We start from the raw sequence: 26,549 nt of genomic DNA, 5'->3' as shown, positions 1-26,549 counted from the left end.
CTCCTAATTACTTCAGTAATTTACCAGAAATTACCATCTGCTGTACCTGGCTGGTTCCTTCGTAGATCGTGAATACACGACAGTCACGGAACATACGCTCAATCTTGTAGTCCTTGATGAAGCCATATCCACCATGGATCTGAACAGTCTTTGCAGCGATCTCGTTGCAGACCTCAGATGCATAGAATTTTGCCATGGAAGCTGCCATGGAAGCATCCTGACCATTATCGATCAGCCATGCAGTCTTGTAAACCAGGTTCTTGGCTGCCTCAAGCTTGGTTGCCATCTCAGCCAGCATAAATGCGATTGCCTGGAATTTTGCGATCGGACGGCCGAACTGCTTTCTCTCTTTTGCGTATTTGATTGCTTCGTCGAGACAGCCCTGTGCAACACCGATAGACTGGGCAGCAACACCCATACGTCCGGTATCCAGAGTCTTCATTGCATTGATGAAGCCCTTGCCCTCCTGGCCAAGCAGGTTGTCTTTATGTACGCGTACGTTCTCCAGAATGATATCACTGGTTGCGCAGCCTACAACACCCATCTTCTTCTCTGGCTTACCACAGGATACACCCTCCTGCTTCATGTCTACGATGAATGCGGAAATACCCTTGGTTCCCATGCTCATATCGGTCTTTGCATATACAACAGCCCAGTCAGCAAGAGGTGCCATGGTGATGAAGGTCTTACGGCCATTCAGGATGTAGTAATCACCGTCTTTTACTGCAGTGGTCTGCATGCCGCCTGCGTCAGAACCAGCTCCCGGCTCTGTCAGTGCGAAGCAGACTTTCTTTTCTCCGGTTACGACCGGACGTAAATATTTCTCCTTCTGCTCAGCGTTTCCAGAAAGAAGGAACGGACCGCCGGAAAGGGAGTTCGGGGAGGAAACATAGATACTTGCGACACCGGATACTCTCGCGATCTCTTCCATTACGATAACGTAGGAACGGGCATCTCCACCCTGTCCACCGTACTGTTTCGGAACCTTAATTCCAAAGAAACCGGCTTTTGCCATCTTGTCGAGGATTTCCTCTGGGAAAACCTCCTCCTCCTCGACTTTATCGAGGACTTCTTTTGTCAGCTCTGTCTCTGCAAATTCTCTTGCCAGCTTTCTGACCAACTCATGCTGCTCTGTGAAAAATGCGTCTGCCATCTTGCTCTATTTCCTCCTTTATGTTGTTATGTATCAAAACCGGATTTCTCCGGCAATACGCTTACCTGTTAGTGCGCCTCGCAGGCTTCCCGCTGCTTTGCCGCACGCGCTGCCGCCTCCCGGCGCAGCTCCTTTAGATCAATTTTACCGCTTGCATTCATTGGGAATGCATCGAACCAGAATACATAGGCCGGAACCTTATAGTCTGCCAGACGATTCTTTAAATAGGAAAGCATCCGTTCCTGGTTTATCCGGGCTCCCGGTCTGGCGATCACACATGCTGCGATCTCCTCCTGGAGTACCTGGGCCGGAACGCCTACCACCTTAACGTCTGCGATGCCTTCATACCGGCGGATCGCATGCTCGATCTCTCGCGGGGAAATATTTTCCCCGGCCCGGATGATCATCTCCTTGATGCGCCCGGTGATATGAAGCTCTTTTCTTTCATCAAAATGACCGACATCTCCGGTTCTGAGCCAGCCGTCCTCCGTGAAGACCTTTGCATTGGCCTCCGGCAGATTGTAATAGCCCATCATGACATTATAGCCACGCACCTGAATCTCACCATCTTGCCCGTCTGCTACCAGGGCACCGCTGTCCAGATCCATGATCCGGGTCTCAACATGCCCGATCACATGTCCGGCGGATACTGCCTTGACTTCGTTTGGATCGTCCCAGTCTGCGATCGCAATACAGGGCGATGTCTCTGTCTGGCCATATGACGGCTGAAGATGCATATGCGGGAATCTCCTGCAGATCTCCAGAAAATCCTCCGGCGTGCACGGTGACCCGGCAATAATGCCCGACTTCAGCTTCGGAGCCTTCCGCTGTGCATACTGCGGTTTGCGGATCAATGCAAGAAACATGCTGGGGACACCATTTAAGATGGTGCATTCATACTTTTCAATGGCATCCCATACATGGGCCGTCCTGAAATACGGGATCAGGCACATGTCCATTCCTCCTGTGATACAGGCGATCACCCCGGCTGTTATGCCAAAGCAATGAAAGAGCGGGACAGTAATGCACATTTTATCGGATGCTCCCCAGTGCATCGCCTCTACCATGGCGCGGCTGTTATTGATCAGCTGCTCATGGCTTAAAAGAATTCCCTTAGGAAGCGAGGTTGTTCCGGAGGTAAAGATCATGCAGGCTGCATCTTCCGGTTTTACCCGGCTCTCTAATTCCAGGATATGGCTTCTTGTCTCAGCAGAACGCTCCCTGTTTCCAAAGCTTTCCACGCTCATCCAGGTGCCTGCTTCCCTCTCATCTAAATGAAGGAAACGCTTTACCTTTGGCGTATCCTGCCGGATCCGGGCGATCACATCGTCGTAAACAATGTCTTTACATCCCATTCCGCAAAACACATATTCTACATCGGAATAATTTAAAATGCCCTTCAGTTCTTCATCCCGGTAACAGGTATTGATCAGGACAGGCACAGCTCCGATCTTCACCAGTGCAAGGAAGGTAAATACCCAGTTCGGGCTGTTGAGACTCCAGATCCCCACATGGGTTCCCCGGGTGACTCCCATTTTGTCCAGCCGGCCTGCCAGCAGGCCGGAAACTTCATCTAACTGGGCAAAATCACAGCTCCATCCAAACATTTCCATTGCGGTATGGCTTCCGATGACAGCTGCCTGTTCTTTCAGATACTGTCCGATTGTTTTTTTCATCAGTTCCATGATATCTCCAACTTGTATACAAGTCATTGCCGCACAGAGGGCTGCCGGACTTATGAAGTCCGTACAGCCCTGTTTCCTTATTCAGATGATAAGGAACACTTACTCATTTTATTTCTTATTCTGCTTTTTTCGGATCTTCCCAGATATAAAGAGTTCCGTTTGCTTTCAGTGCATCAATCTGCTCATCATTATAACCGATTTCCTTCAGAACATCAACACCCTGCTCACCGATTAACGGTCCACGTCTGTAATCCGGAACACCCATATTTTCAAACTTAACAGGTGTACGAACCAGTCTTCTGGTATTGCCATTAGAATAGGTCATATCGTAGAAGCAGTGATTTGCTTCTGCCTGCTTATCGTTACGGATCTCGATCCAGTTCTGGCACAGTGCGAACGGAATATCTGCTGCAGTCAGGATTTCTCTCCATTCTGCTGCGGTCTTCTTTTCGAAAGCTTCCATAACAATATCATAAACTTCCGTAGTCAGACCCTTTTCCTGACAGGTCAGGATCGGGAAGTAATTCTCATTCTCTACCAGATCCTCACGGCCTACTGCTGCAATGAACTTCTTGTAATAAGTGTTGTAATCCGGCATACAGGTCTGAATATAACGGTCATCTGCAGTATGCCATGCGGAGTTGAACGGGTTAGCACCATTGCGGATGTTGATTGGATACTGCTGTGCAATACCTTCATAGTTGGATGCCTGAACCATCATGCCCATGTTGTATACAGCACTCTCAAACAGGGAGGTCTCAACCTTCTCACCGACACCCTTGGTCTTTGCCTGATATAATGCAGCCAGAATACCGGCTACCAGGTTCATACCTACGTTGTGGTCACCGACACCAGGTGCACCGTTAAACGGAACATCGCTTCTCTGACGCAGAGTCTCAAAGTATCCACCTCTTGCAAAGAATGCGGTAAAGTCAAATCCCGGAAGATCCTTATCCGGACCATACTCACCATAACCGGTACAGATTGCATAAACCAGCTTCGGATATCTTTCCTTTAAGGTTTCATAGTCAAGACCAGCTCTCTGAAGAGCCTGTACGCGCCAGTTGGTGATCAGGACATCTGCGGAATCCAGCAGCTTGAAGAATGCCTCCTTGCCCTCCGGAGTTTTCATGTTCAGGGAGATACATCTCTTATTGCCATTCTCCAGATCCCAGGTTGTATTCTCATACATATCTAACGGACGTCCCTCAGACGGAGCGGTATATCTTAACGGATCACCCTTTGCGGACTCAATTTTAATAACATCCGCTCCAAGGTCAGCCATAAATCTGCCTGCGGTTGCCGCAGCGATAAAGGTTGCCAGCTCAATAACTTTTACACCTTCCAATGGTTTGCTCATTTTATGTTACACTCCTTTTTTGAATTATAATGTTCCAGAATCTCAATCTTTGGTATCGAACTTGGTAGCTACCATATGTACCAGATACGGGATCATGATAACCGGGATGGTTAAGTATCCAAGGTACTTATAGCCAACTGCAACGATCTTGTTCAGGCCAAGCTGTGCGATACCGAATGCTACTACGGTACAGATCAGGGTGACAATGATAACCTTTGCGCCCGGTTTTGCAGTCGGGTCAAAGTTTTTGTCCAGAGAAGAACATACACGGTTTGACATACCTGCGATCATGTTTACTGCAGTAGATACGGAGCCAAGTACGATCAGGATGGAAATGATCGGACGAAGGACACCCGGTGCTACGCCCTTATTTACCAGGATCAGCAGCGGAATACTGGAGGTTGGGAAGTCTGGATCATTTGTGATTGCCATCAGACCGAGAACTGCCATCAGACAGATCAGTACGTTTACGAAAAAGCCCTGAAGCATAGAGGTCTTCGCGTCATCCGGAGATGCGAACGGTTTTGCGTGCTGTACTAACAGACCGATGGATGCCAGCTGGAAGGCTGCATATACGAAGCCGATCCACAGTGCCTTGCCAAACGGTGCCGGATTTGCCATGCTCGCGGAAATGTTTGCGGAAATATCACCCCACTGTGCGATGATATTCGGAATATAAACGATCAACAGTCCCGCAACAATCAGTACCGATAAAGTAGCAGCTACTTTACGTACTACGTTGGTGCCATATACAGCTACCGCAAAAATAAAGATTCCTACAAAGATCGTTCCAACCCAGTGATTAATACCAAACGCACTTTCCATAGTGCTGACGCCGGTTGCGAATGCTGCTGCCGGAGCTACGCAGATCGTCACAATATATACCAGCTCATACAGATTGGAAAAAATCGGTGCGTACTTGCCGTAAAAACTGTTGTTAAAGCTTCTGTAATCGTATACCTCATGCTTTTTTGCATATTTCAGTGCATACCACTGGAAAAAAGCACCAAGAAACTGAGCCATAATGCAGGTTACGAATGCCCAGATTCCGAACTGTACGAAATACTGACGAAGCTGGTTGCCTGATGCAAAACCGCCGCCGAACTGTGTCGTAAACCACACAAATGCAACACCTACTGTTACGGACATTTTATCTTTACTGATCATAATGTCTTCCCCCTATTTTTTTCTGCAGATCCTGTTCTATGAAAGGCTTCCCGCCTGACATAGTTCCCACAGTTTCTTTTATATCGCGAAGCGGACGATTCCGGCCCGCCCCGCGGCCAACATTTTGTTACAGCATCTCCTTGAACGCCTGGATCATGGTGGCTGCCTGCTCGTAGTTTACCATCTGGCGGTCAACCTCGATATTTAAGTTCATGAGACCTGCTTTCTCACATGCTCTCTTGATCGGAACGTAATCGAACTCCTCCGGATCACAGAACTTGGTCATCAGAACGATGATGCCTTTTGCATTGTGTGCCTTTGCCTGCTCAACAATGTAATCCACACGTTTCTTTTCTTTATCATAAAGCAGTGTGCAGTTGTCCATGTTTGCGAATTTCTGTGCAAGGGCATCGACCGGATTTGCCATCTCCGGAGTATCGGTACGGTACTGTCTGGTCTCGTCTGCAACATCATCTGCAACGATCTGGATACCGTTCTCATCGAAGATCTTTAACAGGCCAGGAGCATCTGCCAGAATACCGCTTACCAGAACGCGTGCGGTGCGGGTGCTCTTCGGGCCGGCTAAGAGCTCAGCAGTCAGCTCTTTTACGATCGCGGTGTGCTCCTCCGGAAGCATGAACCATGCGCTCTTGAATACATCGCTTCTCTCAGCTGCGGTGATATCTGCATTTGCTGCTGCCTCAGAGAATGCTCTCATAGCTGCGTTGTGCTCGTTGTATACCTTAATGGACTCAGCCAGTGCAAACTCAGAGAACTGTGCTCCGGTTGCAACGGTCAGGTCGTTGATGACTCTCTCGTAGCCAGCCTTGGTGAACTTAATACCGAAGTCCGGTTTACGGTTCTGCGGATAAGTCATCGGGATGAACGGAATGTCTTTTACTGCATATTTCCAGTTCTGTCCCAGAGTTTTTAAGGAGTCACACAGAGACGGAATGATGATAGCGGAAATACCTTTGTACTCACCCTTGATTCCTAACTCCAGAATGGTCTGCATAATGGAGCAGATGAATGCCGGATAATATTTTTTCGCCTCGTTGATCTCCATGTCTGCGCCCCAGACACCCATCGGTACCAGACCCATGGAATGAACGATCTCCTGCGGTGTATAATAGGTTACTGCAACGACTTTCTTTCCCTCAGCCAGATATTTGTCAAGCTGTTTTCTGGGATTTGCAGCAACTTCATGAAGCTGTGCTAATAATTCCTTTGCTGCCATCTCTATTTCCCTCCTTTATTTGCTTCCATGATCTCTGTCAGGCCCTGTACACGGGTATCGTACTGTGCCTCAGAGAAGTTTCTCGGATCTGCCTGGTCGCCATCGAAGGAAACAACCGGGATGCCACATGCCTCACCGATCTGACGGCTCATCTCCGGCATGAATCCGGACCACAGTTTGCAGGAGCGGTTGGTATGTACTAACAGTCCCTCAACATGATTCTCTTTGCAGAGCTTAATACGTTTGTCTCTGGAATGCTCCAGGTTCATAGCGTTCGGAACGTTTGCGTATGCACGGCACATTCCGTCAAAGTCATCGTAGATGAAGCCGAATGCGTCAGCATAAATGGTGGTTACCATGTTGATGCCTCTGCTCTTTAAGCCGGTAGAGGTAACACGCAGCCACGGCCAGCATGCAATACCTTCGAACATGATACGGTATTTCTCTTCTGCGCGGAAAGTAGAAGTGCCCTTTTCATGGTTCTCTTTGTACTCTTTTAACAGGGTTTCCATAGCGTCGCCTGCCTCTTCTTTACCACGTGCGGTAACCATAACTGCCATGTGGTTTAACAGGTCAAATCCGTTAAACGGAGATGGAACATATTTTGCCTGGGAGGTTGCCTCGATCCATGCGCGGCTTGCGCGTCCGGAGGAAGCCATAACCTCTTTGAAGCGCTCATCGCTCCATTTCTTGCCGGTATACGCTTCCAGACCATGGATAACATCCCAGAACTGAGCCTTGATGTACTCGGTCTCCGCATCGGATACCTCGTAATCCGGGTTGAACGGAATATCGATCATGAACATTGGGATGTTCAGCTCTTTTGCCAGGTTTTCGTACCATTTGATCATACAGTTACAGATGTTGTTGCAGCAAAGTACGAAGTCCGGCATCGGCATATCCTGCTCAGGAGCGGATTTCAGTTTTGCATAAGCAAGGGAGATACGTGCGTATGCGCAGATATCGTTGGAGTAGCCATCGCCCTCTGCTTCGTTACACATTCTCTCGCCGCCGCCTCTTGCTGCAATGCCGGCTGCCTGGTTCTCCGGGTAGCAGACATACAGTCCGAGTGTTTCCGGGATCTCTACCGGGAAGTTACTTGCGCACCAGCCAACCATCTCTCCGCGTTTCTTGGCCTCCATTGCATCACTGTAAGCCTTTGCCGCGATCTGGCCCAGCTTATACTTTGCCGAGTTCGGATCTGGAGCCGGTCTGCTCTTTTTTACTTCTTCAGCCATTGTGAAAAACCTCCTTTATACATTTTCGTTTTTGTTTCCTGAAATAGGTTTTTGCATTGCCGTTTCCGGTAATGCCTTCTGGCCGTCCGCGCGTCTTGCGGCGCCTGTCCGGTCTGTATATCAGCCCGCGTTCCTCCGCAAAGGAACGCGTTAAGCTTTCTTAAATAACTTATGCCTGGGCAGATTTCCCATATGCGTAGATCGCTGCACCAAGAGCTCCAAGCTCCTGTGCACGCTTGTCGTAGTAGATCTCCACGCCAAGCTCCTTGGCCATCGCATTTCTGACTCCGCCATTCTGTGCAACACCGCCGCTCATGCAGACCTCCTCACGGACGCCCACACGCTTTGCCAGGGAAGCAACCCTGGTTGCCACGGATTGGCAGATTCCTGCGACCAGATCCGGGATGTCCGTTCCTGACGCCAGCTGGGAAATAACCTCAGACTCCGCAAATACGGTACAAGTGCTGGAGATGCTGGCCGGCTTTACAGCCTTTGCAGCCTCTGTTTCCAGCTGGGAAATATCGAGCTTTAAGATATTTGCCATAACATCGAGGAAACGTCCGGTTCCTGCTGCACATTTGTCGTTCATGACGAAGTTTACCATGCGTCCCTCTTCATTTAAAGAAAGGACCTTAGCATCCTGACCGCCGATATCAATGACGGTTCTTGCACCCGGACATACAAAATGAACACCCAGGGCATGGCAGGTCAGCTCACTGACCTGGTAATCTGCACCGTCGTAGGTCTGGCGGCCATAGCCGGTTGCCACTGTGCAGGCCATGTCAGCCTGTGTAAGACCACTCTCCTTCATGACATTGTCGAGTGCCTGGCTGACACCATCTGTTCCAACGGTAGCTACTACGATCGAGGATGCCACAATTTCTGCCCCATCCTTCAGGATGACGGCCTTGGAGGTTGTGGATCCGATATCAATTCCCAGTGTATACATAACTGACACCTCTTCAAAATTTTAAATGTTACCGCTCGCGTGTTATAGTTGTTAAAAATTAAACAAGTTTGAGCAAATAAAAATGACGTCACCTGTGTGGCTTACTTTTGGTATTCTAGTATACAAGATAAACGTCATAAAAAGTTTGTCGTCCTTTTTCCTATTTTGGACAACAAACGGCTTAACTCATGCTCTTATCTTATCAAATTTATCAATAGATGTAAATAGTTTCTTCTGTTTTTTTGTTGTTTTTCTCTAATTTCTTTTTTTCTCCAGTTTTTCCCTTTGCCTTTAGTTTACATAACTTAAGCAGAAATTGTTTATTTTTAAACAGATGCTTCCCGTACTGTTTTTGCCGGAAAAGTACGAAAAGAGCCGGAAATCCGCACTTTTCACGTTTTCCGGTTCTTCTTTCCCCTGCCCAACCGGGTCAACCATTTTTAAAATAGGTCGGGTACTTGGCCGTCGCCCGGTCTGCGATCGCCGTAATGGTCTCCAGATGCTCTCCCATACATTCCTGGGCCTTCTGGATATTTCCCTCCCGGATCGCGGCAACGATTTTTTTATGCTCCTCGATCAGCTGCGGCACACGGTTGTCGAACGCTACATCAAAGTTTCTCCACCGGGACAAATGCAGCATCAGGCTGTCTAACATGCGCATCATGGCACTGCGCCCTACGCTGTCGATCATGATCTTATGGAAATCTGCATCCAGATCTGGGAACCGGCCAAAATAGTCCGCCTCATCCCTATATTTTTCCTGCTCCTGCAAGTTTTTTTCCAGACGCTCCACCATCTGCCTGCGCTCTGCCTCACCCAGATCAGCAAAGATTTCATAGAGCACTTCCTTTTCCACGGCAGTACGCAGCGTCAGAAGATCGGCAATATGACTCAGATCCATAAGACTGACATACGTTCCCCGCTGTGGGTAAATTTCAATAAAACCCAGCTGTTTCAGGCGCGTAAAGGCAGTCCGGATGACTGACCGGGAGACACCATATTCTGCTGACATCTGGTTTTCACTGATCAGCTGCCCCGGTTCCAGACGCAGCTGGATGATTCTGTTTAATATCTGTTCAAAGATCTCATCCGATGTGATCGGATGGTTCTCCACGGACTTTGCATAGATCATATCCATTCCTCCGCTGCTATTATTCAAAACTCTAAATCCTGTTTGACACAATTCTACGGCAGAATTTCCCACCTGTCAACCGCCCAAAATTTCTCCTTTTAAACAATATCACGCGATAACAAACGAGGGGTGAAAGCTCCCGCAGCCGCCATACATGGCGGCTGCGGGAGCTTTCGCCCCTTTGATTTACTGTGCGTTATTTTTACTTTGCGGCTTTCGCTGCCTTGATCTCCTCGATCATGTGCGGAACTACCTCGAACAGGTCGCCAACAATACCGTAATCTGCACACTCGAAGATCGGAGCTGCCTCATTGCTGTCTACTGCAATGATCGTCTCAGAATCCTGCATACCAGCCTTGTGCTGGATTGCACCGGAGATACCAAGTGCTACATAGATACGCGGATGAACAGTCTTACCGGTCTGTCCTACCTGGTGGTCAGAAGACAGCCAGCCTGCATCGGTAACTGCACGGGATGCGCCTACAACGCCGCCGCCCAGAGCCTCTGCTAACTCCTCTGCCAGCTTGATGCCCTTCTCCGGATCCTTGCTGATACCACGGCCTACACTGACAACGATATCTGCACCGATCAGGTCAACCAGTTTCTTGGTTTCCTTAACAACTTCCAGAACCTTGGTTCTTAAATCAGCATCGGTTAAGGAGAACTGAGCCATCTCGATCTCACATGCATCAGCCTTAGCCTGGTCAAACTCTGCTTTCTTCATAACGCCCGGACGTACGGTGGACATGCACGGACGGAAGCGCGGGCAGATGATGGTAGCCATCAGATGGCCGCCAAATGCCGGACGGGTCATCTTTAAGTTGGTATCATCCATTTTGAATTTTACTTTTTCCAGATCAATGGTGGAAGACTCCTTTAAGAACTGCACATAGCGGTCCATATCGATGTCGAGGTGGGTTGCATCTGCAGTCAGACCAGTGTGAAGTCTTGCTGCAACACGCGGACCAAGGTCACGGCCGATGTTGGATGCGCCGATTAAGAGAACCTCCGGTTTTTTCTCCATAACCACATCGCACAGTACCTTGCTGTATGCATCGGTGGTGTAAACTGCCAGGTTTTTATCTGCGCACACGATCACTTTGTCTGCGCCGTATCCGCCAAGCTCTTTTGCGGTGTTCTCGATTCCCTCGCCGCCAAGTAAGATACCTACCAGCTTGGAACCTCTCTCGTCTGCCAGCTTTCTACCTTCGCTGACCAGCTCGAAGTCAGTATTCATCAGCTTGCCATCACGCTGCTCACAGAATACCCAGATATCACTGAATTCATTGATCTCAGCACTATTATAAGACATATTCTTCTTCCTCCCTGTTCCTAGATTGCGTGTTTCTTTGCAAGCAGGCTTGCAAGCTCTTTAGCAGCCTCTTCAGCGGTACCGCCAAGGATCTGTCCTGCACCCTTCTGCGGCGGGGTAAAGGAACGGAATACGTTGGTCGGTGAACCCTTCAGTCCGATGGTGGTCGGATCGATGAGCGGCTCGTCCTTCAAAGCGTTGTAGTCCAGAACAGTCAGAGGCTTGTCCCAGCACTCCAGAATGCCTTTTACGGTCATGTAACGGACTTCGTTTAATTCTTTTACACAGGTAACCAGACAAGGTGTCTGGACCTGAACGGTCATGTAGCCATCCTCAAGCAGACGTTTTACGGTCAGGCTGTTGCCCTCTTTCTTGATGTCTGCTGCGTAGGTAACCTGCGGAATGTTTAATTTCTCTGCGATCTGCGGGCCAACCTGTGCGGTATCGCCATCGATTGCCTGACGTCCACAGAAGATGACATCCTCCGGACCAACACCCAGGTTGTGCAGTGCGCCTGCGATGATCTGGGAGGTTGCGAAGGTATCGGATCCACCAAACTCACGGCCAGAGATCAGGACTGCGTCATCTGCCCCCATAGCGATCAGCTCTCTTAACATGCCCTCTGCTGGCGGCGGTCCCATGGTAACTACGGTTACCTGGCATCCGGTAGCGTCTTTTAATTCCAGGGCTGCCTCGGTAGCAGCCAGGTCATCCGGGTTGATGATGGTCTGCATGGATGCACGGTCCAGTGTTCCATCTGCTTTTACAGCAACTTTTCCGGAGGTATCCGGAACCTGTTTTACACATACAAAAATTCTCATTCTAAGCTTCCTCCTACTTTAACAGACTTCTGGAAATAACGATCTGCTGTACCTGGCTGGTTCCTTCATACAGAGTCATAACGCGGGCATCGCGGTACAGGCGCTCTACCTTGTACTCTTTGATGAAACCATAACCACCGTGGATCTGGATTGCCTTTGCCGCTACGCGGTTTGCCATCTCAGATGCATAATATTTTGCCATGGAGCACATAACGGAAGCGTTCTTATCCCCTGCATCCTTTGCCATAGCGGTGTTGTAGATCAGGCAGCGTGCTGCTTCGATCTCAGTTGCCATGTCAGCCAGCATGAAGCTAATGCCCTGGTTGTAGGAGATCGGCTTGCCAAACTGTTTTCTCTCTTTCGCATAGTTGGTAGCTTCCTCCAGGCAAGCCTGTGCAATACCAAGGGACTGTGCGGCAACACCAAGACGGCCACCATCCAGCGTGGACATTGCAACTGCATAGCCTTTATTTAACGGTCCTACCAGATCACTCTTGTGGACTCTTACATTCTCGAATACGATATCACTGGTCGGGTAACCGTTGATACCCATTTTTGCCTCCGGCTTTCCGCAGGAAACACCCGGCAGCTTCATATCTACGAGGAAAATAGAAATGCCCTTTGCCCCCTTCTGGGTCAGGTCGGTCTTTGCGAATACGACTGCGTAATCTGCGATCGGGGCACCAGAAATAAAGCACTTACGGCCATTCAATACAAAATAATCGCCGTCCTCTACTGCCCTTGTTGTCATGCTTCCTGCATCGGAGCCGGCACCCGGCTCAGTCAGTGCAAAGCAGATATGCTTCTCACCCTTCGCTACCGGAATCAGATATTTCTGGAGCTGTTCCTCATTGCCGCATGCCAGGAGCGGGCCGCCGCCCAGGGAGTTGGAGGTGTTTGCATAAATAGCAAGGACCGGACATACCCGTGAAAACTCCTCATTCATCAGGACATATGCGAGGCTGTCACCACCCTGACCGCCGTACTTAACCGGGATCTTAATGCCAGGGAATCCGTATTTTGCCATTTTTTTATACATTTCTGAATCGAATCCGCCCTCTTTATCCAGTCTTTCCTGGATCTCGGTCGTAAACTCTGTCTCCGCAAAGTTGCGGAAGTTCTTTCTCATTAACTCATATTTCGCAGAAAGAATCATGTTTTGCCTCCTTTTTCCTACGGAAAACCAGGTTCCGTATTTGCGCTCCGGCTGCAGGTTTCCCCGGACCGGTTTTGTTTGATTTGTTTGTTATTTCTCTAACATATGTATAAATTATAACACATTGCCAACAACATGTCTATAATTACATATCTGACCAGAACACTTTTTCTATTTTTCACAAATTTGCTCATCCAATTTTGTGCATTTTCGCGCATTCCAAAGTCTCTGGATTTTCATTTTTTGCATGATCCATATTTCTATTTCTTTGTGCTGGTGATCTCCGGATTGGTGCGGATGATCTCTGCTGCCTGTCTTTTTAATTCTCCCAGCATCACCTTCCCGCTGGCATTCACCGGGAAAGATTCCATACGCACAATATGGGCCGGCAGCTTATAGTAGGCAAGATGGTTTTCCAGGTGGCTCATCAGACCGGTCGTGCTGATCGTCATGCCCTCCTCCGGGATGATGCATGCCACGATCATTTCCTGCAGGACTTCTGCCGGAAGACCGATCACCTTGTTTTCCCGGATCCCCGGATATTTACTGATCACTGCCTCGATCTCCCGTGGTGAAATATTTTCCCCTCCACGGATGATCATTTCCTTCATGCGTCCTGTCACATGCAAAAAGCCGCGGGAATCCAGATGCCCCAGATCCCCTGTGTGCAGCCAGCCGTCTGCATCGATCACCTTGCCGGTTTCCTGCGGAAGCTTATAGTAGCCCTGCATCACCTGGTAGCCACGCACGCAGATTTCCCCGTCTTCTCCGGCAGAAAGCTGTCTTCCTCCGGGATCGAGGATCCGCACCTCGCAATGCCGGATCACTTTTCCCGCTGAGCAGGCGCAGTCCTGGTCAGAATCCTCCACATCGCTGATGCTGATACAGGGGGATGTCTCGGTCTGGCCATAGGAGATATGAAGCTTCAGGCCCGGTATTTCTTCTCTGATCCGGTAATAATCTTCTTCCGTCACCGGGGAACCGGCAATGATCCCGTTTCGCAGGCTGCCCAGATCGAAGTCTTTATGCTTTGGATTCCGGATCAGCGCCAGAAACATAGACGGCACCCCGTTTAAGACGGTACAGCGGTGCTTCTGAATTGCCTGCAGCACTGTCATGGTCTTATAATATTCAATCGTATGCATCGAACAGCCTGTCTGGATTCCTGCCAGCAGGCTGGCTGTCAGGCCGAAGCAGTGGAACATCGGAACCGCGATCAGCATTTTGTCCTCTGCGGTCCATCCCATATGCCCGCAAATCTCCAGTGCATTATTCACCATGCTGTAATGGCTCAGCATAACGCCCTTCGGCATTGCCGTGGTCCCGGATGTGAAGAGGATTGCTGCTGTATCCTCCGGGCTAACCTTGCGGATGTAACCGCCGATCTCCTTTGTTGCCTTTTTCATGCGCTCTGCAAATACAAAGCTTTTTTCTGTCATCCACTTGCGGGAGGTATCACGGCCGATATAGATCCAGCGTTTTACAATTCCCTCCAGCTGGGTAGAAAGATGCGCCACCATATCCTCATAAACCAGCTTTTTGTAGCCCTCGCCATAGTACACAAACTCTGCCTCTGCGTAGCGCAGCACCTTCGCCAGTTCCTCTGTGCTGTAGCAGGTATTCAGAAGGACCGGAACTGCACCAAGCTTGCTCAGTGCCAGAAAGACAATGACCCAGTTCGGGGAATTCGTGCTCCAGATCCCGACATGGGTGCCCTTTTGGATCCCGCAGGAATGCATTCTTCCTACCATATAATCGCTGAGGGTATCCAGATCCCTCCAGGTATAGCTCTGGCCATCTGCCTCCAATGCAACCCGGTCCGCACTTTCCCTCACCCGGCTTCTAAGACATTCCGCAATCGTCTTTTTTATCAGTCTCATAACAACTCCCCTATTTCTTGCACACTTGTCGACAAGTTATTCTGTTAATAACTTAACACCTTTTAGGACTCATTGCAACTGTTTTTTCGGCCAGCTTCATTTCTTCTCATTCATAATAGATAAAATACTGGGATGACACCTTTTCTTTGATATACTTCTGTCGGTTTATCGTATTCAAATGTGCATGGAGGATCTCGTGGGCTTCCTTGGTCTTATTCTGCACCAGCGCTTCCATGAGAGCTGTATGCTCTTTTATGATCCCAGCCTGGCGCCCGGTCTTGATCACATCAAAATTTCTCCACCGCCTGAAATGGACATAATCCTCCCCGATGAACGCCATTGCTTCGCGCTTGCCAACAGCCTCCAGCAGGCATCCGTGGAATGCATTATCCAGCTCATAAAATGCATCCATATCGATCTGGCGATCAATTGCCTCCTGCTGGCGTTTCAGACAGTTCTTCATGGATTCCCCCATCTTATCCCGGACCTCCTGTGCCTCGAACTGTAAAAGGCGGACTGCCTCCTGTTCTACCGCCTCGCGGATAAATAAGATCAGTTCTACTGATTTCATATCGATCAGGCTGACAAAGGTTCCCCGCTGCGGATACACGGTCAGAAGAGCCCGTTCTTTCAAACGTCCGATCACGGTACGGATGATATGTCTTGACACACCATATTGTCTGCAAAGCTCGTTTTCGCTGATCTTGTCTCCAGGAAGATAGACAAGCTTTTCTATTTTACTGCATAGATCCATATAAATCTCATCACTGTCCATGGCATTCTGTGGTATCATAATTTTCTCCCCATTCATACATTTTTTGCATGAATATTCTATCTTTTTACAGACATTATACGGTATCTGCTGTTTTTTTACAAGACAGGGAGTAACTCTGGACTTTCCATCCGGTCTATGCTACGATAACAGACAGTTTATTATAGAAAAGAGGGGTTTTATGATCACACCAGAACAGGCACGGGCCGATTACGGCTTTGCCGACTGTACCACACGGGAAGATAATATGACGCTTGGTCTTTACCACGCTGCACAGGGACTTTTTTCCAACCGGCTGATGCAGATTGCCGAATACTCTGCGCCCTTAGTCGTTATCTTTCTTGCTCTGGCAGCGCTGGCCGGCATTATCACCGCAGGCTTAAGTCCTATGCTGCTTTTGATTCTCGGGGCACTGGCCATTGCCTTTATCCCGCACTACCTGAGGCTTTCCAAATTACGGCGTGAAAACTCCGGCATGTGCCACATCCGCTCCGAGCTTGGGAACCACTTTTTGATCAGCTATGGAACCTGTTCCAAAAAAGAAACCAGGACCCGCCATACCCTGTTTGGCCCGGTTACAGACTACACGCTGCGCATTGTTTTTTCCAAGCACGTCTATCTGGACAATGTCCGGATCATGAAGGAGCTTTATGAGCAGGTCGGTGAAGGTGCCCGCGTCTGCCTGATGATGGCAGACAGCCCAAAGGCCAGCCAGATCATCGCAGCTCCCACGAATTTCACGGAAACCGTGATCGACAAAAAGGGCATTGCCGCCCAGCAGTTCGAAGCTCCAAAGACAGAGCTGGTCCGCGAGCTCAGCGAAGCAGAGCGCACCATGTACATCAGCCAGTACCAGGACCAGATCCAGGGCTGGAACCGTAATTACGGAAAAAAATACCTGTTTTCCATTGTTCTCTTCTTTATTTTTGGTCTGATCACCCTGTTCTTTGGTATGCAGGGCGCAACAACGATCTCCTGGGTTTTAGTGGTTGCCGTGCTTTTTGCTCTGCTGTCCCAGAAAAAGGAATTCCGCTACCATAAGACTTTCTTACAGAAGGAACCGGTCCTGACCGCAGTGGATGTTCTTGCAGAACGCGAGGATTCCTACACAAGCAGCAATGGAACAAAAAAACATCCCAATTCTGCAGTACACTTCAAGGACCGCCGCGGTGCCGTTCTCTGGACCCTGCGCACCTCGGAGGATTTAAAGAATTTCCAGCCGCACGAACAGGCAGTCCTGATCATCCACGGAAATGAAATGCTTCCGCTGCACAAGGACAGCGCACAGTTTACTCTTTCCCGGTAAACACAACAAGAATGTAACTGCCACACTCTTACGCCTGGGCGCATTTCCTGCAAAACAAAAGGCATGTAAAAAATGAACCGTTTCCCATCAAGGGAGCTTATCATTTTTTACACGCCTTTTTTATTATCCCAGGATCATAGCCCAGACCGGAATGGATACCAGGGACAATAATGTAGAGATTACGATACATTTTGTCGCAAATTTATAGTCACAGCCATATTTTGCCGCAAGGATCGCAGAAGTACTTCCAGCCGGCATACCTGTGATAATGGTACATACACCTGCCAGGAACGGATCGATCCCGACAAGACGACAGCCGGTCAGGACAATGGCCGGCAGCACAACCAGACGGAGTGCGGAAATAAACATGGTATTTTTATCGATCATGCTCCGCAGGGACATACCGGAGAACATCATACCGATCAGGACCATGGTCATGGCTGTGGTACAGCCACCGGCAGAACGGATTCCCTTATCCAGCGCGCCGATGAGGACCTTAGCCAGCTCCGGGACCAGTGGAAGGTTACATCCAAGCACCGCTCCATAAAGCTGGTTCAACGGATCCTGGAAGATCATCAGGCCCAGACCGATGTACACCGCAATGATGCACGGATGAACGACCAGCTTCTTCACGACGCTCTTCATATCCGGGCTTTCCGTAAAGCAGGCAATTCCTGCCGACCACATCATGACACGCATCGGAATGATAAAGACAGACGCGTACATCATTCCCTCTGCACCATAAATTCCCTGCGCGATCGGGAGTCCCAGAAAGCCGGAGTTGGAAACGATCGTGCAGTACTGCATAACACGCTTTAATTCCTTCGGCACATGGTTATATAACAGCTTGCTGAGCGTATAGCTCACAAACTGGACAGCCAGGGAGATTCCCAGGACTACCGCAAATTTTTTTAAGATTTCCAGATTAAATTCCATCCGGAATGAGTTTATAATATTGCAGGGAAGGAACAGATATAAAACCAGATCCGTCAGGACCGGCTTCGCATTATCTTTTAAAATTCCCTTGCTGGTCAGAATAGCGCCTGCAGCCACCAGAAGAAACATCATGACCTGCAGGGTCCACAAATTACTGATATCCATGGTATACCCCCGTTTTCCTATAATCATCGGACGCGCCACCGGCGCCTCCTCGATATGCCAATCAAAAATGCGGCTGGTCAGTAAACGACCGGCCGCACCTAGTAATCTTTTTTATCTTATTTCATCTGCATACCAACACGGATCATGCGGAAGGTTCTGTCTGCTGCGTTTGCGTAAAGCTCCTCAGCACGCTCTAATGCTTCCTCCAGATCCATTGCACCGTTGATGGTCGGAACAATGCTCTCTACGCCAAACTCATAGATCTTCTCTGCGCCGGTTCCCATGCCGCCTACGATAGCCACAGCCGGAACACCCTTTGCCTTACAGCGCATACCGATACCGCTCGGTACCTTACCGAATGCAGACTGCCAGTCGATACGTCCCTCACCGGTCACTACCAGATCGGTACCCTCTAACAGGCCATCGAAATCGATCAGATCCAGCACGGTCTCGATACCGGATTTTAAGTTTGCTTTTAAGAAACCGCAAAGGGCTGCACCAAGTCCGCCTGCTGCGCCTGCGCCTTCCTTATTCTCAACATCCATGCCTTTTGCACGCATAACAGCTGCATAGTTCTTCATGCCAGCTTCCAGACGGTCCAGGATCTCCGGGGTACCGCCCTTCTGTTTGCCGAAGGTGTAGGTTGCACCATCCGGTCCGGTTAACGGATTGGTTACATCGCACATAACGGTAATCTCAGCCTCGGCTACTGCCGGATGCAGGCCGCTCATATCGATATCTGCTACCTTCTCCAGATCAGAACCAACACCGGTCAGCACATTGCCCTGTGCATCCAGGAAACGAACGCCCAGTGCACTCATAGCACCCATACCGCCATCGTTGGTAGCGCTGCCGCCAATTGCGATGGAAAGCTTACGGTAGCCGTTATCCAGAGCATCCTTGATCAGCTCACCGGTACCATAGGTTGTTGTATTTAACGGGTTTCTCTTCTCGGTCGGAACCATCGGAAGTCCGGATGCTGCTGCCATCTCGATGATAGCAGAATCGCCGTGGAACACACCATAGGAAGCCTCTGTCTCCTCCATGAGCGGTCCATGTACCTTTACCTTGCGGTAATCGCCCTTGGTTACTGCGATAACTGCGTCAACAGTTCCCTCGCCGCCGTCCGCAACCGGAACACCAACAGTCTCACAGCCCGGGAATACACGCTGTGCGGACTCATTTAACAGCTTAATGATCTGGTCAGAAGATAAAGTTCCCTTGAAAGAATCGGATGCAAACAGTAATTTCATAAATCCTCCTTATACATAAGTGAAATCAGCGAACACACCATCAGCGTCTTCGCAGCATGACAGACAATGAAAAAACGGACCGGCATCCAAGAAGAATCGCCGGTCCATCATCAATGCCGTAGTTTCTATTCAGTTAAACGAAACGATTAAAGCAGACCAGCCTTGGTCATCTCAGCTTTGATCTTGTCTAATACCGGACCCTCCGGAGTAGCCAGGTTCGGGGTATACGGAAGGCCTACGTTACGGCCGCGTAAGTTAGCCATATCCTTTGCTGCTACCGGGAAGCTTGCGCCGTCCATGGACAGACGTACCGGATTTAATTTGAACTGAGCCTCAAGGGAGCCCTGAAGATCGCCTGCAACATACTTGTTGTATACATCAGTAATCAGCTCCGGCATGAAGTTTGCTGCGGTACATACACCACCTACTGCGCCGTGGCACATGGAAGCATAAAGCAGGGTGTCTTTTCCGCCGAATACCTTGAAGTTTACGTCTCTGTTTCTGCGGATGAACTCAGAAGTCTGGGTGATATCACCACTGGTATCTTTCATACCTACGATGTTCGGAACCTCATGAGCCAGTCTCTCAACCAGGTTTGCAGACAGGGTGTAGCCTACACGTCCCGGGTTGTTGTAAAGCAGTACCGGAGTCTCCGGAACAGCGTCTGCGATTGCTTTGAAGTGAGTAAACAGCTCGGTCTCAGTTGGCTTTAAGAACATCGGCTGCAGAACAGATACGCTTGCTGCGCCGTTTGCTACTGCCATCTTTGCAAGACGGATGCACTTTTTGGTGCTGATAGCGCCGATACCGAAGTATACCGGAACACGTCCAGCTGCCTGATCTACAACGATCTTTAAGCCTCTCTCCATCTCATCTTCTTCTACTACATAGAACTCACCGTTGCTGCCGAATAACAGGATGCCGCTTACGCCGCCATCGATTACATAATCAACCTGGCTGCGGATTGCAGCTTCGTCGATCAGCTCATCTTTGTCGATCGGGGTGATCATCGGGACAACTACGCCCTTAATAAAATCTGTATTCATACTATCTCCTTCCAGCGCACATGACGCCTTATCTGACACACTGCTGCCCACGGACCCGTAAGCAGCAGTGCATGATGACTTTTCTTAAATTATTTTATCTGGTAACGCTTATTATTTAACGATGCTGGTACCAGAAATCTTCTCGTAGTACTTAACGATGCTGGAGTGATCGTCTTTGTCGCATCCCTCAGATCTTAAGAACTGCATGATCTCCATCATCTCAGCGGTTAACGGAGCCGGAGAGCTGATTGCATGAGCTGCGTTCAGAGCATTGTTCAGGTCTTTGATGTGAAGCTCGATACGGAAGCCCGGCTTGTAGTTGCCAGCCAGCATCATCGGAGCCTTAGCGTCCATAACGGTAGAACCAGCCAGACCACCGCGGATTGCCTGGTATACTAACTCAGGATCGGTGCCAGCTTTCTTAGCGAAGGTCAGAGCCTCAGCTACAGCTGCGATATTGATAGCTACTACCATCTGGTTAGCCAGCTTAGCTACGTTACCGGAACCAAGGTCACCAACGTAAACTACAGAACCAGCCATAACCATCAGCATGTCATAGTACTTGTCGAACAGCTCTTTCTTACCGCCGCACATAACGGAAAGGGTACCGTCGATTGCTTTCGGCTCGCCACCGGATACCGGGCAGTCCAGCATATCGATGCCGTGCTTAGCCAGCTCAGCGCCGATTGCCTTGCTCTCGGTTGGGTCGATGGAGCTCATATCGATTACAACAAGACCCTCTTTTGCACCCTCAACAACACCGTTCTCGCCCAGAACTGCTGCTCTTACGTGCGGGGAGTTCGGAACCATGGTGATAACAACGTCAACCTGAGCTGCCAGGTCCTTGTTGCTCTCTGCTGCGGTTGCGCCGCAGGATACCAGGTCTGCTACTGCATCTTTATTGAAATCGAAAACAACCAGCTCGTGACCTGCTTTAACCAGGTTCTTTGCCATCGGTCTTCCCATGATACCTAATCCGATAAATCCAATTTTCATTTTGAATTCCTCTCTTTCTTAAATAAAAAAGTAAAACATCATTTGGTTTCCCTGACAGGCTTCGTGCTTTCGCATTTCTCTCTGTCAGCTTATGTCTGAATTATAATCAAACCGGTTCCGCCAAACAATAGGCAGAATATCCAAATCCAGATCAAAAAATGAAGCAAATGTGATATTTTTGCATTTTTATTTCATATTTATTTCATTTCATTTTATTTTCATTGCACCCGCATGTCATTTTCTCAATATCCGGTTATTGGGGGTATTATTTTCCCCGTTCTTGATTTCTTTTCCCGTTATCTCCGCAGTTTATTTTTTTCACGGCATAATCCCAGGATCAGGTGATATCATACTTTTTCATATGGCGCCAGAGCGTTGCCTTGCTGACTCCAAGCTCCCTGGCTGTCTTCTCCCGGTTCCCGCTGAATTTATGCAAAAGCTGCAGGATCCTCTGTGCCTCATCTGGCAGGGTATCCCACTCCCGCGCCAGTGCTTTCCCCATTTCTGCAGTCTTTTCCTGCTCCTTCTTGAAATCGTCTCCCATCGCCTGCTCCGGATACAGCTCCTCTAAAAGCCTGCGTACTGCAATCTCATCAATGGAACGTTTTCCGGCCATCAGGATCAGACGCTCGCAAAAGCTCTCAATCTGGAACAGGTTTCCTTTCCACGGATAATCCAGAAGCACCTCCATGGCTCCCTTCGTCAGGACATGATATCTAGAATAATGCTCACAGCAGTCATGGATCGTGTCTTCAATTTTATCGAAAAGATCCTCCCTGCGTTCGCGAAGCGGCGGGACAAACAGTTCCAGTCCTGATAAAAGATAGTAAAGATCCGGGCTGATCTTGCCCTCTGCCATCAATTCAGAAAGCGGGCAGCCGATCGTCACCATAACCCGCACATCCACCTTCCGCAGGCTTCCAATATCTGCACCGTGGCAGACCCTAAAACGAATCAGCTGGTAAAGCCGGTACTGGTTGGCCGCCGTCAGCTCTTCCACATCACGCAGTAAAAGTGTCCCGCCCTGTACCTGAAGCACCGCGCCGCGGTTTCCGAAGATCATGTTCTTCTGCTCCTCCCCGGAAAGTCCCTCACACGGCACATCGAGAAATGGCCCCTGTGCGCGGATACTGCTGTTGTGGATACTTTCTGCCAGCATGCGTTTTTCCGTCCCGGGCTCTCCGATGAGTACCACCGGGTGCTCGGAAAGCGCATACAGGTTTGCCTTGCGGATACATTCCTGCATAGCCTTTGATTTCTGGAGGATATCTTCAAACTGTACCAGTGGGGGAAGTGCCCTTTCACTTTCCTCTTTCCGGATCATCCGAGACCGGTCCGGTGTCACGGTCTTTTTCTTCATTTTATGACAGGTGACAATGGCGCCGTCCACGCGGGATTCGTATAAGACCGGAGCCAGCACTGCAAAGATCGGAGTCTGGTTCCACTCAAAGAACAGGGAATAATCCTCTCCCTCCTGGAAGACCCGGTTCCACGCCTCTTTGCCGATCATAGGCGCTGCTTTCCGGATATCCTGGCCCTTTAACTCGCTTTCCGTTTTGCCGATCATATCTTCCATCAGCGGGTTTACCGCAGTGATGATGCCATTTCCATCCAGACGGATAACTCCGCTGTAGGAATAATCCAGCAGGGTCTCCAGCTGTGCTGCAGTTTTCTTTTCCACATTCATGGCATATTCCATGTTTTCTGCTGTAGAAAATGCCTGCCGCATGGAATCCTCCGTCATGGAAAGGAACAGAGACGGTACCCCGGCCTCTGTTGCGATGGAAACCGCCGTGTCTCCGCCGATCACAACATCAGCGCCATCTAAAATTGCCCTGCGCACCGCAACCGGAAGCTCCGCTCCCTGATCCGCAAAATACGTTTTCAGTTCAATATTATAAAGCTCATCAAAGTAAGACATATCACAGAACATATTCCGGAACCCGACCACGGCCACGACCGGCTTTTCCTTTCCAGCGATCTGCTTGGCACGCATGACCAGAAGCGCCATCTCCTGCGCCGTCAGGACGATCTCAACGACCGGGGTATCTGTATACTGTTTGATGATGGAAGCCTGCAACCCGCGGGCAATGATGATCGTTGCCCCGTCCGCAATAGACCGCCGCGCCTCCATAACGGTATCCTCCGTATGGATCACCCGCATTTCCTGGATTTCAAATTTCTTCTCCTGCAAAATGTTATGGGCCTGGTGGATCATCTCCTCCCTGGACACCAGAAGTGCTATCTTTCCCACTCGTTTACCTCATTTTTAAAATATGCCGCCACGCTTAAACGGCGGGCGGCACAGATTTGTTTACTGCTGCTCTTTGATATTCTTAGATACCGTGATCTCCTGGTTATCAATATGCTCACGGATGGCTTTCTTTGCCTCTGCCACGTGTCTGGAGCGGATCGCTTTTAAGATATAATCGTGCTCGACTACCAGGATCTGACGCTTATCTGCATCCTTAATGTACTCCAGGCGGTAACGGTACATCTGTTCACGCAGGTTATTCAGGATCTGGACCAGGCGGTTGTTGCCGGTTCCATTGTAAATGATGTCATGGTAATGCTCGTCGGTCTCTGCGATGGTCATGGCATCTGCACTCTGGATAGCATTGCGGAATGCCTCCTGTGCCTCCTCCAGCTCTTTGATGTCCTCTTCCGTCATACGCTGGCATGCCAGCTCGATCGCAAGTTCTTCTAAGGAACGGCGGACCTCCAGCACATCACGCAGGCTCTTTTCGGAGATTTTTGCAACCTCAGCACCCTTACGCGGGATCATGAGGACCAGTCCCTCCAGCTCCAGCTTGCGGATCGCTTCACGGATCGGGGTACGGCTGACACCCAGACGGTCTGCAAGCTGAATTTCCATCAGACGCTCGCCCGGCTCCAGCTCTCCCTTTAAGATTGCCTGACGCAGGGTATTAAACACCACGTCTCGCAGCGGCAGATATTCATTCATATTAACCTTCAGCTTGTTTTCCATGATTTCTCTCCTTCTGATTGTAAAAATTCGTCAAATATACCTGTTTTGCCAGCTCTGCGGATTTCCCGAAGCGCAGCTCCTCATAGGCCTCCTGTGCAGCCTTCGGGTTTGTGAATAACCCGAATACAGTCGGGCCGCTTCCGCTCATCAAGGAACCGATCGCACCATATTCCAGCATTTTATCTTTAATTTCCTGAATCACAGGGTATTCCTTTATGGTAACCGTTTCCAGAACATTGCCCAGTCTTCCGGCAATCCCCATGAAATCCTGATCCCTGATTGCCTGGATCATTCCATCGATATCCGGGTGGGCATCCGGGCTCAGGTCATTGGCATGCAGATTTTCGTATACAAATTTCGTGGAAACATTGATCCCTGGCTTTGCCACCAGCACCTGGCACTGCGGAACCGGCGGAAGCTTCGTCAGCACCTCGCCAATTCCTTCCGACAGGGCAGTTCCGCGCAAAATACAATAAGGTACATCTGCGCCGATCTTTACGCCGCGCTCCATAAGCTGCTCTGTAGTCAGCCCCAGACGGAACATTTTATTTACGCCAAACAATACTGCTGCCGCATCGCTGCTGCCGCCCGCCATTCCGGCTGCCACCGGAATAAATTTTTTCAGCCGGATCAGCAGGCCATCCTGGACCTGAAACTCATCCATCAAAAGCTTTGCCGCCTTATAAACCAGATTATTTTCATTTACCGGCAGATAATAGAGATTTGTTTCAACCTGGATTCCCGGCTCTTCCTTCCAGACCAGATCTACCCGGTCAAAGATACCGACTGTCTGCATGATCATACGCACATCATGGTAGCCATCTTCCCGTCTGCGCAGTACATCAAGACCCAGATTGATCTTGCCATACGCCTTGAGACTTAAATGCTTTATCATTGCTTTTCTCCATTTAGGTTCTTTTGCTGATTGTATTTATTCGTTACATTGTATACAGTATATTATAATGCTGGATACGCAAATCTGCAAGGTATTTTGCTATTCTTTTCGCTTTTGTCACATTTTGACAAAATAACAGGCCGTGGGAGCTGCCTTTCGGCAACTTCCACGGCCTGTCATCTTATCATGATCATGCAATTATTTAGCGGAACTTTGCTGCTCTCTTTTCCTTAAATGCAGTAAATCCTTCGATCTGGTCCGGCGTGCCAAAGCATGCTGCCATGTAGCCCAGCTCGATATTCTTGCCGATATCAATGTCCATATCAGCGCCGACATTGATCATAGCCTTTGCCATTGCGATCGCGGATGCAGAATTGTCTGCGATCTGGTTAGCCATTGCGTAAACCTCGTCCATCAGATTCTCCGGCTCGGTTACCTTATTTAAAATGCCAAGCTCCAGTGCATCTGCAGCGGTCAGCATCTTTCCGGTAAAGATGATCTCCTTTGCTTTGCTCATGCCAACACATTTCGGCAGACGCTGGCTTCCATTAAAGCCAGGGGTAATGCCAAGGGTAACCTCCGGCAGACGGAGCTTTGCCTTGCTGTTTGCAATACGGATATCGGTGCAAAGTACAAACTCAAAGCCGCCGCCGAACGCATAGCCATTGACTGCAGCAATGGTAGGCTTATCCATCAGCTCGATCTTACGGAATACAGCAGCACCCTTGCGGGAATAACGGATTGCTTCCATTGCGGTATCGCCGTCCATCTCTTTGAGATCTGCACCGGCAATAAAGGATTTTCCTTCGCCTGTAAAGACAACAACACGTACCGCATCATCTGCGGCCACATCGTCTACTGCAGCATTCAGGTCATTCAGTACATCGCTGTTTAACGCATTCAGTGCCTCTGGACGGTGAAAGGTGATCGTTGCGATCCCATCCTTTTTTTCCAGTAAAATATACTTTAATTCCATATCCATATCTCCTTTCGAATTTATAAAGCCCTCACTTAAAAACCCAGAAAAGACATAACACCCTTTTGCGTTGTCTGTACGCAAAAGGGTGTCTTTTATGCCAACCATTTTATTCAGATAAGACT

General features: G+C 49.4%; 22 protein-coding genes. 1 reads left to right on the top strand and 21 read right to left on the bottom strand.

The window, feature by feature from the left end; all coding sequences use genetic code 11:
• Positions 1-7: 7 nt before the first annotated feature.
• From DW922_RS15570 to DW922_RS15510, 13 genes are all read right to left on the bottom strand, one after another.
• Positions 8-1,153: an acyl-CoA dehydrogenase family protein gene (locus tag DW922_RS15570; protein WP_118727052.1), complete on the bottom strand. Its 1,146-nt coding sequence runs from the start codon at positions 1,151-1,153 to the stop codon at positions 8-10.
• A 68-nt stretch (positions 1,154-1,221) separates the two neighbouring features.
• Entirely contained in the window at positions 1,222-2,838 is a 1,617-nt protein-coding gene (locus DW922_RS15565) for an AMP-binding protein (RefSeq protein WP_182436793.1), read from the bottom strand.
• Between the two features lie 115 nt (positions 2,839-2,953).
• A complete protein-coding gene (locus tag DW922_RS15560) occupies positions 2,954-4,198 on the bottom strand; it encodes a CaiB/BaiF CoA-transferase family protein (RefSeq protein ID WP_118718687.1) in 1,245 nt (414 codons plus the stop codon).
• A 42-nt stretch (positions 4,199-4,240) separates the two neighbouring features.
• On the bottom strand, positions 4,241-5,365 hold the full coding sequence (locus DW922_RS15555; protein WP_118727051.1) for a hypothetical protein: 1,125 nt from the start codon (positions 5,363-5,365) through the stop codon (positions 4,241-4,243).
• A gap of 127 nt (positions 5,366-5,492) precedes the next feature.
• Positions 5,493-6,602, bottom strand: coding sequence for a 2-hydroxyacyl-CoA dehydratase family protein (locus tag DW922_RS15550; RefSeq protein ID WP_118727050.1), 1,110 nt, complete (start codon positions 6,600-6,602; stop codon positions 5,493-5,495).
• Between the two features lie 2 nt (positions 6,603-6,604).
• Entirely contained in the window at positions 6,605-7,840 is a 1,236-nt protein-coding gene (locus tag DW922_RS15545; RefSeq protein ID WP_118727049.1) for a 2-hydroxyacyl-CoA dehydratase family protein, read from the bottom strand.
• 169 nt (positions 7,841-8,009) lie between these two features.
• The gene (locus DW922_RS15540; RefSeq protein WP_118718683.1) at positions 8,010-8,789 is read right to left on the bottom strand and encodes an acyl-CoA dehydratase activase; all 780 of its coding nucleotides are present in this window, start codon (positions 8,787-8,789) and stop codon (positions 8,010-8,012) included.
• Positions 8,790-9,219: 430 nt separating this feature from the next.
• Positions 9,220-9,921, bottom strand: coding sequence for a GntR family transcriptional regulator (locus DW922_RS15535; protein WP_118727048.1), 702 nt, complete (start codon positions 9,919-9,921; stop codon positions 9,220-9,222).
• 202 nt (positions 9,922-10,123) lie between these two features.
• Positions 10,124-11,233: an acryloyl-CoA reductase electron transfer subunit beta gene (gene acrA, locus DW922_RS15530; RefSeq protein WP_118727047.1), complete on the bottom strand. Its 1,110-nt coding sequence runs from the start codon at positions 11,231-11,233 to the stop codon at positions 10,124-10,126.
• A gap of 20 nt (positions 11,234-11,253) precedes the next feature.
• Complete coding sequence (acrB, locus tag DW922_RS15525; protein ID WP_118718681.1) at positions 11,254-12,054, bottom strand: acryloyl-CoA reductase electron transfer subunit gamma; 801 nt, start codon at positions 12,052-12,054, stop codon at positions 11,254-11,256.
• Positions 12,055-12,067: 13 nt separating this feature from the next.
• Positions 12,068-13,210, bottom strand: a complete 1,143-nt coding sequence (locus DW922_RS15520; protein WP_118718680.1) for an acyl-CoA dehydrogenase family protein — start codon at positions 13,208-13,210, stop codon at positions 12,068-12,070.
• Positions 13,211-13,470: 260 nt separating this feature from the next.
• A complete protein-coding gene (locus DW922_RS15515; RefSeq protein ID WP_118727046.1) occupies positions 13,471-15,090 on the bottom strand; it encodes an AMP-binding protein in 1,620 nt (539 codons plus the stop codon).
• Between the two features lie 106 nt (positions 15,091-15,196).
• On the bottom strand, positions 15,197-15,883 hold the full coding sequence (locus DW922_RS15510) for a GntR family transcriptional regulator (RefSeq protein ID WP_118718677.1): 687 nt from the start codon (positions 15,881-15,883) through the stop codon (positions 15,197-15,199).
• A 160-nt stretch (positions 15,884-16,043) separates the two neighbouring features.
• On the opposite strand from DW922_RS15510, the gene DW922_RS15505 reads away from it, so the two are divergent.
• Positions 16,044-17,168 carry a hypothetical protein gene (locus DW922_RS15505; RefSeq protein WP_118727044.1) on the top strand — a complete coding sequence of 375 codons (1,125 nt, stop codon included), beginning with the start codon at positions 16,044-16,046 and terminating at the stop codon, positions 17,166-17,168.
• A gap of 123 nt (positions 17,169-17,291) precedes the next feature.
• Here the strand turns inward: DW922_RS15505 and DW922_RS15500 are convergent, their stop codons facing one another.
• From DW922_RS15500 to DW922_RS15465, 8 genes are all read right to left on the bottom strand, one after another.
• Entirely contained in the window at positions 17,292-18,269 is a 978-nt protein-coding gene (locus DW922_RS15500) for an AEC family transporter (RefSeq protein WP_118727056.1), read from the bottom strand.
• A gap of 116 nt (positions 18,270-18,385) precedes the next feature.
• The gene (locus DW922_RS15495; RefSeq protein ID WP_118718674.1) at positions 18,386-19,522 is read right to left on the bottom strand and encodes a glycerate kinase; all 1,137 of its coding nucleotides are present in this window, start codon (positions 19,520-19,522) and stop codon (positions 18,386-18,388) included.
• Between the two features lie 146 nt (positions 19,523-19,668).
• On the bottom strand, positions 19,669-20,568 hold the full coding sequence (locus DW922_RS15490; RefSeq protein ID WP_118718673.1) for a dihydrodipicolinate synthase family protein: 900 nt from the start codon (positions 20,566-20,568) through the stop codon (positions 19,669-19,671).
• 111 nt (positions 20,569-20,679) lie between these two features.
• Positions 20,680-21,564: a 2-hydroxy-3-oxopropionate reductase gene (gene garR, locus DW922_RS15485; RefSeq protein ID WP_118718672.1), complete on the bottom strand. Its 885-nt coding sequence runs from the start codon at positions 21,562-21,564 to the stop codon at positions 20,680-20,682.
• 337 nt (positions 21,565-21,901) lie between these two features.
• Complete coding sequence (locus DW922_RS15480; protein WP_118727043.1) at positions 21,902-23,818, bottom strand: PrpR N-terminal domain-containing protein; 1,917 nt, start codon at positions 23,816-23,818, stop codon at positions 21,902-21,904.
• A gap of 60 nt (positions 23,819-23,878) precedes the next feature.
• Complete coding sequence (locus DW922_RS15475) at positions 23,879-24,553, bottom strand: GntR family transcriptional regulator (protein WP_118718670.1); 675 nt, start codon at positions 24,551-24,553, stop codon at positions 23,879-23,881.
• Positions 24,531-25,448, bottom strand: a complete 918-nt coding sequence (ispE, locus tag DW922_RS15470; protein ID WP_118718669.1) for a 4-(cytidine 5'-diphospho)-2-C-methyl-D-erythritol kinase — start codon at positions 25,446-25,448, stop codon at positions 24,531-24,533. The genes DW922_RS15475 and ispE overlap by 23 nt, the downstream gene beginning before the upstream one ends.
• A 202-nt stretch (positions 25,449-25,650) precedes the next feature.
• Positions 25,651-26,424: an enoyl-CoA hydratase-related protein gene (locus tag DW922_RS15465; protein WP_118718668.1), complete on the bottom strand. Its 774-nt coding sequence runs from the start codon at positions 26,422-26,424 to the stop codon at positions 25,651-25,653.
• Positions 26,425-26,549: the final 125 nt, after the last annotated feature.

The organism is Clostridium sp. AM42-4, from assembly GCF_003480105.1.
In the GTDB taxonomy this organism is placed as follows: domain Bacteria; phylum Bacillota; class Clostridia; order Lachnospirales; family Lachnospiraceae; genus Brotaphodocola.
This window is presented reverse-complemented; position numbering and strand designations above follow the sequence as displayed.